Origin of the sequence: Nocardioides sp., from assembly GCF_031422975.1 — a bacterium.
Taxonomy (GTDB): domain Bacteria; phylum Actinomycetota; class Actinomycetes; order Propionibacteriales; family Nocardioidaceae; genus Nocardioides.
This window is the reverse complement of the sequence record NZ_JANPEO010000654.1, coordinates 1-11421: the sequence shown is the minus strand read 5'-3', so window position 1 is coordinate 11421 and position 11421 is coordinate 1. Positions and strand designations below refer to the sequence as shown.

13 protein-coding genes and 1 pseudogene are annotated in these 11421 nt (G+C 69.9%); 2 read left to right on the top strand and 12 right to left on the bottom strand.

The window, feature by feature from the left end; all coding sequences use genetic code 11:
• Positions 1-609, top strand: a 609-nt coding sequence (locus RMO85_RS19420; protein WP_310530357.1) for a class I SAM-dependent methyltransferase, incomplete at its 5' end; no start/stop codon positions are given.
• On the opposite strand, the gene RMO85_RS19415 is transcribed toward RMO85_RS19420, so the two are convergent.
• The 3 genes from RMO85_RS19415 to RMO85_RS19405 are packed head-to-tail and all read right to left on the bottom strand — an operon-like array spanning position 580 to position 3656.
• Positions 580-1665, bottom strand: a complete 1086-nt coding sequence (locus RMO85_RS19415; protein WP_310530356.1) for a prenyltransferase — start codon at positions 1663-1665, stop codon at positions 580-582. The two genes, RMO85_RS19420 and RMO85_RS19415, sit on opposite strands and share 30 nt — an antisense overlap.
• Entirely contained in the window at positions 1655-2401 is a 747-nt protein-coding gene (locus RMO85_RS19410) for a methyltransferase domain-containing protein (RefSeq protein ID WP_310530355.1), read from the bottom strand. The genes RMO85_RS19415 and RMO85_RS19410 overlap by 11 nt, the downstream gene beginning before the upstream one ends.
• On the bottom strand, positions 2388-3656 hold the full coding sequence (locus tag RMO85_RS19405) for a glycosyltransferase family 4 protein (RefSeq protein WP_310530354.1): 1269 nt from the start codon (positions 3654-3656) through the stop codon (positions 2388-2390). Before RMO85_RS19405 ends, RMO85_RS19410 begins: the two co-directional genes overlap by 14 nt.
• 172 nt (positions 3657-3828) lie before the next feature.
• Here RMO85_RS19405 and RMO85_RS19400 point away from each other — a divergent pair, with 172 nt between their 5' ends.
• Positions 3829-4428 (top strand): TetR family transcriptional regulator, encoded by a 600-nt coding sequence (locus RMO85_RS19400; protein WP_310530353.1) that lies wholly within the window; start codon positions 3829-3831, stop codon positions 4426-4428.
• Between the two features lie 12 nt (positions 4429-4440).
• Here RMO85_RS19400 and RMO85_RS19395 read toward each other — a convergent pair whose 3' ends face one another.
• The 9 genes and pseudogenes from RMO85_RS19395 to RMO85_RS19355 all read right to left on the bottom strand — a co-directional run.
• The gene (locus RMO85_RS19395) at positions 4441-5196 is read right to left on the bottom strand and encodes a glucose 1-dehydrogenase (RefSeq protein ID WP_310530352.1); all 756 of its coding nucleotides are present in this window, start codon (positions 5194-5196) and stop codon (positions 4441-4443) included.
• A 16-nt stretch (positions 5197-5212) separates the two neighbouring features.
• Positions 5213-6103, bottom strand: coding sequence for a 3-oxoacyl-ACP reductase (locus tag RMO85_RS19390; protein ID WP_310530351.1), 891 nt, complete (start codon positions 6101-6103; stop codon positions 5213-5215).
• Complete coding sequence (locus tag RMO85_RS19385; protein ID WP_310530350.1) at positions 6100-6318, bottom strand: ferredoxin; 219 nt, start codon at positions 6316-6318, stop codon at positions 6100-6102. Before RMO85_RS19385 ends, RMO85_RS19390 begins: the two co-directional genes overlap by 4 nt.
• 10 nt (positions 6319-6328) lie before the next feature.
• Positions 6329-7294 (bottom strand): NAD(P)/FAD-dependent oxidoreductase, encoded by a 966-nt coding sequence (locus RMO85_RS19380; RefSeq protein WP_310530349.1) that lies wholly within the window; start codon positions 7292-7294, stop codon positions 6329-6331.
• 33 nt (positions 7295-7327) lie between these two features.
• Positions 7328-8044 carry a hypothetical protein gene (locus tag RMO85_RS19375; protein WP_310530348.1) on the bottom strand — a complete coding sequence of 239 codons (717 nt, stop codon included), beginning with the start codon at positions 8042-8044 and terminating at the stop codon, positions 7328-7330.
• Between the two features lie 5 nt (positions 8045-8049).
• Positions 8050-8553 (bottom strand): hypothetical protein, encoded by a 504-nt coding sequence (locus tag RMO85_RS19370; RefSeq protein ID WP_310530347.1) that lies wholly within the window; start codon positions 8551-8553, stop codon positions 8050-8052.
• The gene (locus RMO85_RS19365; protein WP_310530346.1) at positions 8550-9683 is read right to left on the bottom strand and encodes an MlaD family protein; all 1134 of its coding nucleotides are present in this window, start codon (positions 9681-9683) and stop codon (positions 8550-8552) included. The genes RMO85_RS19370 and RMO85_RS19365 overlap by 4 nt, the downstream gene beginning before the upstream one ends.
• Positions 9680-10888 carry an MCE family protein gene (locus RMO85_RS19360; RefSeq protein ID WP_310530345.1) on the bottom strand — a complete coding sequence of 403 codons (1209 nt, stop codon included), beginning with the start codon at positions 10886-10888 and terminating at the stop codon, positions 9680-9682. The genes RMO85_RS19365 and RMO85_RS19360 overlap by 4 nt, the downstream gene beginning before the upstream one ends.
• Positions 10885-11421: pseudogene (locus RMO85_RS19355) on the bottom strand (hypothetical protein); the annotation flags it as partial. The pseudogene RMO85_RS19355 and the gene RMO85_RS19360, both read right to left, overlap by 4 nt.

Sequence of the window (11421 nt, the reverse complement as noted above, 5' to 3'; positions counted from 1 at the left end):
GGCTTCATGCCCGAGGACGAAGGCGCGCTGCTCCACCACTGGGCTCGCGAACGGCTCTCGCACGGCCCCGCACTGGAGGTCGGCACCTACTGCGGCAAGTCCGCGATCTGGCTCGGTGGGGCGGCCCGCGAGGTCGGTGGCACCGTCCTCACCGTCGACCACCATCGCGGCTCGGAGGAGAACCAGGCCGGGTGGGAGCACCACGACGACACCCTCGTCGACCCGGAGCTCGGGGTCATGGACACCCTCCCCACCTTCCGGCGTACGGTCGCCGCGGCAGGACTGGAGGAGCACGTCGTCGCCGTCGTCGGCCGGTCGGAGACGGTGAGTCGCTGGTGGCGTACTCCCCTGTCACTGCTCTTCATCGACGGCGGCCACGGCGTCGAACCGGCGCGTGCGGACTTCCGCGGCTGGCCCCACTGGGTGATGGCCGGCGGCGTGCTGGTGATCCACGACGGGTTCCCCGACCCGGCCGACGGCGGGCGCCCGCCCTACGAGGACATCTACCTGCCCGCGCTCGCGAGCGGCGCCTTCACCGAGGTGGAGGCGCTGGGCTCGATGCGGGTGCTGGAGCGGACCTCAGGAGACGCTGGCGACCCGATCGGCTGACTCGCAGCCGCACTCGAGGGCGATCTCCGAGAAGTCGCCGGCCAGGGTCGTGCCGCGCATGATGTCGGCGCCCGCGCTGGTCTGCGTCAGCGCATCGACCGCCAGGATCACGGCCGCCGCGGTGTACGTCGTGTGCTCGGCCGGCCAGTTGACGTCGTCGGGGAAGACGTAGCCGGTCCAGTACTTCCCCTCCTCGGCCCGCAGGTGCTGCATGTCCGCGAGCAGGCGCAGCGCCCGGGAGCGCTCGCCGATGGCGTCGAGCGCCATCACCAGCTCGCACGTCTCGGCGCCGGTCACCCAGGGGTTCGTCGAGACGCAGCGGATGCCGAGGCCCGGCTCGACGAAGGTGGCCCAGCGCGAGGCGATGAGCTCGCGGGCCGCGTCGCCGCGCACGGCGCCGCCGAGGACGGGGTAGTACCAGTCCATCGAGAACTCGGACTTGTCGAGGAACAGGTCGCGGTGCTCGCGCAGGGCGTGGCCGAGTCGGCCACCGGTCAGCTCCCACTCGGGCTGCGGGTCGTCGAGCAGGTCCGCCAGCGCGACACCCGCGCGCAGGCTCTGGTAGATGCTCGACGAGCCGGCCAGCAGCGCGTCGGCGTTGATCCTGGCCGGCGCGCCGTCGGTCCATTCCTGCGACCAGGCGATCCCACCGAACGGCAGCTGCATGCCGACGACCCAGTCGAGCCCCCGGCGCACGACCGGCCACAGGCGGCGGACGAACTCCTCGTCGCGACGGATCAGCCAGTGGTGCCAGACCCCGACCGCGAGGTAGGCCGACATGTTGGTCTCGCCCGAATGGTCCTCGACCTCGCCGCCGACGATCTTCATCGGCCACGAGCCGTCGGCCCGTTGCATCGAGACGGCCCAGTCGTAGGCACGCTCCGCGGCGTCCACCTGGCCGCCGACGAGCAGCGCCATGGCCGACTCGACGTGGTTCCAGACATCGGTGTGCTCACCGATGGTCCACGGGATCGCCCCGTCCGGCTCCTGCATGGCCGCAATGGCTGCCGCCGACTCCTCGACCTGCGCCGCGGTCAGGATGTCGTCAGGCAGCATCGCTCGAGGCGGCGTCGGCAGCGGTCTCCGGCTTGCGGAAGTAGAGCACCATGCTCTTGCCGATGATCGGGTCGAGCACCTTGCCCGCCAGCTGCAGCGCCCTGGGGTTCTTCATGATCTCCCACACCAGCAGCCGGTGATAGGCCTTCGCGAGCGGGTGGTCGTCGTTGGTGACGCCCACGGCGCACTTGATCCACCAGTACGGCGAGTGCAGCCCGTGCGCGTAGTCCTTGCCCGTGAACTCGAGACCGGCCTTGGTGACCTTGTCCGTGAGCTCCTTGTCGGTGTAGATCCGGATGTGGCCCCCCTCGACGTTGTGGTAGACGTCGGACAGCTTCCAGTTGATGCTCTCGGGCAGCCAGCGCGGGACGCTGACGGCCAGCGTGCCGCCGGGGCGCAGCACCCGCACCAGCTCGTCGATCGCCTGGATGTCGGCGGGGATGTGCTCGAGCACCTCGGCGGCCACGACGCGGTCGAACTCGGCGTCGGCGAACGGCAGGGCGAGCGCGTCGCCCTGCGTGGTGTCCGCCTCGGCGCCGACCGGCACCTCGCCGGCCTCCTTCATCGCGCCGAACCACTCACGCACGACCCCCAGCTCGTCGGCGTCCTGGTCGAAGGCGATGACGTCGGCACCCCGCTTGTACATCTCGAAGGCGTGGCGCCCCGCGCCACAGCCCATGTCGAGCACCCGGTCGCCCGGGCGCAGGCCCAAGCGGTCGAAATCAACGGTCAGCACTGGTGTTCTCCTTTGACGCGCGCTCGGCACGGTAGCTGTCGATCGTTCGTTCGTACGCCGCAGCGGTGGCCGCGGCCACGGCCCGCCAGCTGAAGAGGCGCTGCACCCGCTCGCGGCCGGCGCGGCCCATCCGCGCCCGGCGGGCGGGGTCGTCGAGGAGCTCCAGGAGTGCCAGCTCCAGCTCACCGACGTCGCCGGGCGTCACCAGGATCGCGCACTCGCCGTCGGGCCCGACGACCTCGGGGATCGCCCCGGCCCGGGAGACGACGAGCGGGGTCTCGCACGCCATCAGCTCGGCGGTCGGCAGCGAGAAGCCCTCGTAGAGGGACGGCACGCAGGCCAGCTCGGCGGAACCCATCACCGCCACGAGCTCCTCCTGGGAGACGCCGTTGACGAAGGTGACGTGATCGCCGATGCCGAGGTTGTCGATCAGCTTCTCGGTGCGGCCACCCGGCTCGGGCCTGGTGACGAGCAACAGCTCGACGTCGCGCTCGGTGCGCAGCTTCGCGAAGGCCTCGAGCAGGGTGGCGATGCCCTTCATCGGGGCGTCGGCGCTGGCCATCGCGAGGATGCGGCCGGGGACGCGAGCGACGGTGGGAGGTACGAAGGCGTCGTCCACGCCCAGCAGCACGGTCTCCATACGGGCCGGGTCGACCCCGAAGTCGGTGGCGATGTCGCGCGCCGAGGTGTCCGACGGCGTGAGGATCGTGCGGGCCTGTCGGGCCACCCTGGTCTGCATGCGCAGGAAGCCGTACCACCGACGCAGCGAGAGCCGCTTGCGGAAGGTCGGAGCCGCCGCGAGGTCGATGCGCCGGTCGAAGGTGATCGGGTGGTGGATCGTGGTCAGCAGCGGGAGGCCCATCTTCTCGATCTCCAGCATGCCGTAGCCGAGGACCTGGTTGTCATGGGCGATGTCGAAGTCGCCGACCCGGTCCCTGAGCAGGCGCGCCACCCGTGAGCTGAACGTCTTCGGCTCCGGGAAGCCCGCGGTCCACATCGTCAGGACCTCCTCGACGTCGATCCAGTCGCGGAACTCGCTCGGCTTCGGCGTGCGGAAGGGATCGGGCTCGCGGTAGAGGTCCAGGCTGGGCACCTCGGTCAGCCGGACACCCTCGTCGAGCTCGGGGTAGGGCTGTCCGGAGAACACCTCGACCTCGTGACCCAGGTTGACGAGTTCGCGACTGAGGTGCCGGATGTAGATTCCCTGGCCGCCGCAATGAGGCTTGCTGCGGTAGGACAGCAGTGCAATGCGCACGCGCCGCGACCTTTCTCGAAGTGAAACGTGTTCCTATTATGTCGCACGCGTTGATAACCTTCTCGCGGTGTTCAACTGGGCCGAACGGGGGGCTGTTCCAGCCTCCCCTGTGCCCCGTGTCACAGGACCGTGTCACACGACCAGGAACGATCACAGGGAGCCGGAGGCAAGGGTGAGCAGCACCAACGCGCTGACGAGCGAGGAGCTCGGCTCGAGCGCGCAGCGGGAGCGGCGAGAGCGCATTCTCGACGCGACGATCGCGCTCGCCTCCCAAGGTGGCTTCGACGCCGTCCAGATGCGCGCCGTGGCCGAGCAGGCCGACGTGGCCCTGGGCACGCTGTACCGCTACTTCCCCTCCAAGATCCACCTGCTCGTCACCGCCCTCGCGCGCGAGTTCGAGCGCGCCGAGAAGGTGCTCGCGACCCGGGCGATCTCGGGCGACACCTCGGCGGACCGCGTGATCACGGTGCTGCGGAGGACCACCCGTGGCCTGCAGGGCGACCCGCACCTGACCGACGCGCTCACGCGCGCGTTCATGTTCGCCGACAAGTCGGCCGCCCAGGAGATCCACGCCGTCGGCATGCTGCTGACCCGCATGCTCACCCGGGCCATGCACCCGGGCATCGACGAGGTCAGCGACGACGACATCGCCATCGCCCGCGTCATCGGTGACGTCTGGCTGTCCGCGCTCGTGGCGTGGGTGACCGGTCGCAGCACCGCCGAGGAGACAGCGGCTCACATGGAGCGCGCGGTCCGCCTCATTCTGCGCTGACCGGGCTCGGACTCAGCCGCCGAACGCGTGAGTCGCAGTCACGCCGCCGTCGACTGCGATCTCGGCGCCGGTGATGTAGCTGCTCTCGTCGCTGGCGAGGAAGACGTACGTCGGCGCGATGTCCGCGGTGGTCCCGACCCGGCGCATCGGGACCTTGGAGGCGCCGTACTCCATCGCGGCAGCGCCGCCGTGCTCTCGGGTCATCGGGGTGTCGATCATCCCCGGGTGCACCGAGTTCACCCGGATGTTGCGTCGCGCGAGCTCGTGGCTGGCGGCCTTGGTCATCCCGCGGATGGCCCACTTGGAGCCGCAGTAGGCCACCAGCGAGCCCATGCCACCGAGGCCCTCGACGGACGAGGCGTTGATGATCGAGCCGCCGCCGTTGCGCTTCATCGTGGGCGTGACCGCCTGCATGCCCAGGAAGCAGCCCTGCTGGTTGACCGCCCACACGAGCTGGGCCTCCGCGAGCGGCATCTTGTCGACATCACCGAAGCGCAGGATCCCGGCGTTGTTGGCGAGCACGTTGATCGGACCGAAGCGTTCGTTGGTGTCGGCCACCAGCGACTCCCACGACGCCGGCTCGGAGACGTCGTGCCTGGTGAAGTGGGCCTTCTCCCCGAGCTCGTCGGCCAGCGCCTGGCCACCGGCCTCGTTGATGTCGGCGATCGCGACGGACGCGCCCTCGGCGACGAAGGCGCGCACGATCGCCTCCCCCTGCCCCTGCGCTCCACCGGTGACGATGGCGACCTTGCCGGCCAGACGACTCATCAGCTCTCCTCAGGACTCAGATCTTCAACTGCATGACGGAATCGGCGGCGAAGCCGACGGCGGGGTCCCGGTCGGCGAAGAAGCCGCCGATCTGGGTGTCGAGGTCCGCCTGCGTCCAGGCCGCGGCGGACGTGTCGAAGCGCCGCTCGACGATCGGCGCCGCGAGGAGCGCGACCATGCCGCCGTACACGACGAAGACCTGCCCGGTGATGCGCTCGGCGGCCGGAGACGCGAGGTAGGCGACGAAGGGGGCGACGTGGTCGGGTGAGTACGGATCAACGGCGAGGCCGGACTCGTCCTCACCGAAGACGGCCTCGGTCATGGCGGTGCGGGCACGCGGGCAGATCACGTTGGCGGTGACGCCAATGCGGCTCAGCCCACGCGCCGCCGACAGCGTGAGGGCGGCGATGCCGGCCTTGGCCGCGGCGTAGTTGGCCTGTCCCGGCGACCCGGCGAGGAACGCCTCGGATGCGGTGTTGACGATGCGGCCGTAGACCTGCCCGTCGGCCTCCTTGGACAGTCCACGCCAGTGGGCAGCGGCGTTGCGGGTGAGGAGGAAGTGGCCGCGCAGGTGCACCTTGAGAACCAGGTCCCACTCCTCGTCACTGAGGTTGAAGAGCATCTTGTCGCGGGTGATGCCCGCGTTGTTGACCACGATGTCGAGCGAGCCGAACTCCTCGAGCGCCGTGGCGAGCATCGCGTCGGCCGTGCTCCGCTCCCCCACGTCGCCGGTGACGATCCGGACCTCGCCACCGCGGGCCCGGATCTCCTCGGCGGCCTCGTCGGCGGCACCGGGCAGGTCGTTGAGGCCGACCCGGGCGCCCTGGTCGGCGAGGGCCAGCGCCTCGGCGCGACCGAGACCGGCGCCGGCGCCGGTGACGACGGCGACCCTTCCGTCGAGACTCACTCTTCGGTGCCCGCTGCCTGCGGTGACCCGGACAAGGAGATGGCCGCGCGCGGGCAGGCGGCCACCGCGCGGCGGACGGCGTCGAGATGCTCGGGACCGATGTCCGCCACCTTGACGACGAGGTAGTCGTCGTCGTCCAGCTCGAACACGTCGGGCGCCAACGCCTCGCACATGGCGTTGGACTCACAGAGGTCGAAGTCGACCGAGATCTTCATGATGGGGCTCCTATCCCTCGCTGGAGTGACCGGGGAACACATGGGCGGACGGATCGATCACCACGGCGGCGTTGTTGACCGCGGTCGCGGCCTCGCCGAAACCGACGGCGATCAGACGGACCTTGCCGGGATACTCGGTGATGTCGCCGGCGGCGAAGACCCGCGCGAGATTGGTCCGCATCGCGGAGTCGACGACCACGTGCCGCTTGTCGGTGGCGATCCCCCAGGTCTGGAGGGCGCCGAGGTCGGCGATGAAGCCGAGCGCGGCGACGACCGCCTGCGCGGGCCGGACGATCGGCTCCTGGCCGTCGACGACGATCTCGACCTCCTCGACCCCGGTGTCTCCCCTGAGCGCGGTGACCTGGGCCTTGGTGATGATCTCGACGGAGGAGTCCCTGACCGCCGATACCGTGCGCTCGTGGGCCCGGAAGGCGTCGCGACGGTGCACCAGCGTGACCGACCTGGCCATCGGCTCGAGGTGCTGAGCCCAGTCGAAGGCGCTGTCGCCGCCGCCGACGATGACGACGTCCTTGCCGTGGTACGGCGCGAAGCTGGGCACGAAGAACTCCAGCCCGCGGCCCACCCAACCCTCGCCGGCGGGCAGCGCCCTGGGGCTGAACTTGCCGATGCCCGCGGTGATCAGCACCGCGCCGGCAGCGATCTGGGTGCCGTCGTCGAGCCCGATCACGACGCGATCGCTCTCGTGCGTGAGCGTCATGGCAGTGCGGTCGAGGTAGTAGTCAGGCTTGGCGGTGTCGGCCTGGGCCACCAGCCCGGCCACGAGGTCGCGGCCCTTGATGGTCGGGAAGCCGGCGACGTCGAGGATCGCCTTCTCGGGATACATCGCGGTGATCTGGCCGCCGAGCTCGGGCAGTGAGTCGACGACGGCGACGCTCAGGCCGCGGAAGCCGGCGTAGTAGGCCGAGTAGAGACCCGTCGGGCCCGCGCCGACGACGAGCAGATCAACCTGCGGCACGACCATCTCCTCATTGTTAGAACACGTTCTACCTTAGCCGAGGGCGTTGACTCCCGCTATCGCCCAGTCTCCGTCCACCCGCACCAGGTCGACGACGAGTCGGTTGCGCACGAGCTGGTTGGCCCTGGTCCTCGCCGACGACGTCTCCTGATTGATGAAGACCAGCACCTGGGCCTCGTCGAGCGACGCCTCGATGATCGCCGAGGAGACGGCTGTCGCCTCCTGGGAGATCTTGTTCTTGCGGGTGTTGGCCCGGACCTGCTCCATGGCCGAGTCGTACTCCTCGCGGAACTCAGGCGTCAACCGCGCGGCCGCCACCTCGAGATCCTGGTCGAACGAGTCGTGGTGATAGGTCAGCACCCGCTGGCTCAGGTCGGCGGCCGCGACCAGCAGCCCAGTCCGCGCGTCCTCGTCGGTGATCTGGCCGCTCCCGGGGGCCACGCCCTGCGCCGGGTTGGCGGCGTCGTAGACCTTGAAGCCGGTGAGGACGACCAGCCCGACCACCACGGCGGTCAGCAGGGTGGCCAGCCACGCACTGCCCAGCGCCCCACCGGGTCGGGTCCGAGGCTCGGGCCTCTCCGCGACGACCTCATCCTCGACCTCATCGTCGACCCCATCCTCGACTCCATCCTCGACCTGGGGAGTGAGCTCCGAGTGGCAGTAGCGGCACTTGATCGCCGCGGCCTTGATCGTCTCGGCGCAGAACGGGCAGGTGCGTTCGTCGCCGCCGGGGGTCGTGGGTGTCGTCATCTCGCTCATCCCACGAACTGCAGGCCGGAGGTGAGCCAGCGGCCACCCTCTCGGACCATGTCGAGCTGGATCCGCCACGGCACGATGCGGGCCCGGCCGTCGGTGGACTTGCTGGTGACCTCGGTGTTGGCGGCCACGAAGACCTTCGCCGTGGTCGAGTCGATGTCGCTGATCCCGACCTCGAGCACGGTCGCGACCGCCGTGGACTGCTGGTCCTCGGCGGACTTCTTGAGGCTGTCGAGCTCGTCGGCGTACTGCTGCTTGAAGTCCCCGGTGGCGCCGTCGAGGACGGTCCGGGCCTGCGCGTCGACGTTCTCGTGGTCGATGCCGAGGAAGGCCTGCACCTCTGCGGTGGCGGCCCGGCTCACGTCGACGTACTGCTGACCGCGCTGCTCCGCCTCGGTCGTGCCGGGTAGCGCCTCGCTGCCCCGGGTGAGCAGCAGCGCCAGCGCAGCACCGAGGACGACCCCGAGGAGCAGCAGCAGGAGGTTGAAGCGCCGGAGATTCATCGGTCGGCTCCGGTGATGGCGTCGATGGTGCTGGGCGGCGGTGCGTACTTCATGCCACGCATATTGACAGGCGCGCCGCTGCGACACTCCGCGGGGAAGAACTCCACGAAGGATGTCTCATTGGGTGAGCGCCGTTGCGAGACCGGCAGATAGCCGTCGGTGCACGGTGGCGGGTCCTGGTTGAGGTTCAAGTTGACCCGACCGTACTTCTGTCCGCCGAGGTCCGCCAGTGCCGACGGACCCGCGGCCAGCAGTCGGGGGAAGGTGACGAGCAGCTGCTCGAGGCCGTCACGACGCTCGGCCAGCACCCGCGTCACCTCGATGGTGTTGACCAGGAACTCGGGCAGCACCACGCGCAGGTCCTCGACCAGGGCCTGCACCTCGGTGGCCGCACCCGGCGCCTGCGTCAGCACGGTCCGGACCTCTGGGTCGGAGGCAGCCAGCGTGCCGGTGAGCAGAGACAGGTCCCGGGCGAACGATCGGATGTTCTCCTTGTTGGCCGCCTGGGTCTCCAGCACCGGCTGAGCCGCGTCGAGCAGCCGGATCGTGGCGTCCTGGTTGGCCCGGGCCTCGAGGACGAACGCCTGCCCGTTGTCGACGAGCGCGCGCAACGGTGTGGCGTTGTCGCCGAACATGTCGCCGAGCTCGTCGACGACGATGCCGAGGTCCTGCTTGTCGACCGACCCGATCAGCGCGCTCAGGTGCCGCAGCAGGACGTCCTCGCCGATCGGCAGCGACCCGGCGTCGCCGGTGAGCCGGTCCCCGTCGGAGACGAACGGCCCGTTCGCGGCGGGCGGCTCGAAGTCGAGGTACTGCTCACCCACGGCCGAGAGGTTGTGGACGTACACCAGCGAGTTGACGGGCAGCTGGGTGTCGTCGGCCAGCGCCAGGTCGACGTTGAGCCCCGCGCCGGTGACGGTCATGTCGGAGACCTTGCCGATCTTGACGCCGCGATAGGTGACCTCCGAGCCGACGAACAGGCCACCGGAGGTCGGCAGGGTGACGTGGGCCTCGATGCCCCTGCCGAGGACGCGGTCCACGAGGCCGAGGTAGCTGCTGGAGACGTAGAGGATCCCGATCGCGCTGGTGACGATGAAGGCGATCAGCCGGATGTGTACGCCGCGGGTCACCGGACGCTCCTCGGTGCCGACTTCTTCAGGGCAGCCGGCACCCGCGCCAACGTGGCCGGGCGACACAACGGCAGGCCGGGAGCGCTGGCGCACAGCTGGCCCACAGCCGCGTCGGGCTGGGTGCAGACCGGGGCCAGCGGGGTGGTGAGACACAGCTGCTGGAGGTCCGGCAGCGTGGACGGGATCAACCCGCCCTGCGAGACCGGGGTGAGCTTGATCTGCATCAGGAACGCCACATTGGCGTAGTCGCCCTTGATCACGTCCGCAGCCTCGAGCGGGAACGGGTAGCTGGCGAGCGAGACCAGTCCGGGCACGAGGTTGTTGTCCGCGTCGGCCAGCTTGCGCAGCACGGGCTCGAGATGGCGCAACTGGGAGATCAGGTTGTCCTTGGTGGCGTTGATGACGCGGGTGCCCACGACGCCGAGGTCGTCCAGCTCGGTGAGCATCCGCACCAGCGCGTCGTGCTGCTCGTTGAGGACGTCGAGTGCGGGACCCATCGAGTCGAGCGCCTCGGCGATGACCTGCTTCTCGCCGACCAGGGTCTTGCTCAGCTCGTTGACCGAGTCGAAGGCCGTGATCAGGTCGCCCTTCTGCGTGTTGAGGGCGGTGACCAGCGACTCGACCTGGCCGAGGACGTCCCTCAGCTCGTCGGAGCGACCGTTCATCATCGCGTTGAGCTCCTGGCTGATCGTCTTGATCTGGGCCACTCCGCCGCCGCTGAGCAGGAACGACAGCGCGCCCAGCACCTCCTCGACCTCGGGGTTGCGGCCCGTCTGGTCGAGAGGGATGTGGTCGCCCTCCGCGAGCCGGTCCGACGTGTCAGCCGTGACCGCACGGTCGCCGGGGCGCTCCACGAGCGCGATGTACTTCTCGCCGAGCAGGCTCGTCTGACGCACCTCGGCGATCACGCTGCCCGGGAGCTCGACGTCCTTGCGGATCCGCAGTGTCACCGTGGCGTGCCAGCCGACCCGATCGACCTCCAGCACCTGCCCGACCGGCACGTCGTCGACCATCACCGGGGTCCGGGGCACGACGTTGAGCACGTCGGTGAAGTCGGCAGTGACTTCGTAGCCGTCCTCCTTCGCGACCGTGTTGCGTCCACCGGGCAGGGGCAGGTCGTAGGCACCGTCGAACTTGCAGCCGGTGGCGAGCACGAGCAGGGCCACCAGTAGGACCACGAGCCTGCCGACGCTGGGCGCCGTCATCGCTGACCACCCCCGATGACGGCGCCGATGTCGCCGACGGGGGCGAGCGGCTGGCTTCTCGCCCCGGCGGCCTGCCTCCCGTTCCTGCCACCCCCGGCGGTCGCCGTGCCCAGGTCCGGGCCGAGCACGTCGGTGAGGAGCTGGCAGACCTGGCCGGGCTGGTCGATGGCAGCGTTGTTCTTGAGCGTCTCGCACAGGAACCGGGCCGGGTCCTCCAGGGCGGGGGCGGCGTTGACGCGAGAGCCGAACGTCCCGGTGACGGGGTCGAAGGCGAGCGCCAGGTTGCCCATCGCGAGGGGACCCTTCTGGGCGACCAGTGCGAGCGCGTCCTTCTCCTTCTCGACGGTGCCGAGGATCGAGCCCAGCAGCTCGATGTCCCGGGCCAGCTTGCCGCGGTTCTCCTGGACGAAGCCACGCACCGTGCCGAGCACCCGGGCCAGGGCGGCCAGCACCCTTCTCAGCTCGGTCCGCTCACCTGCGAGCTGGGACGAGACGCCGGCGAGGTTGCCGATGAAGCGGTTGACGAGCTCGTC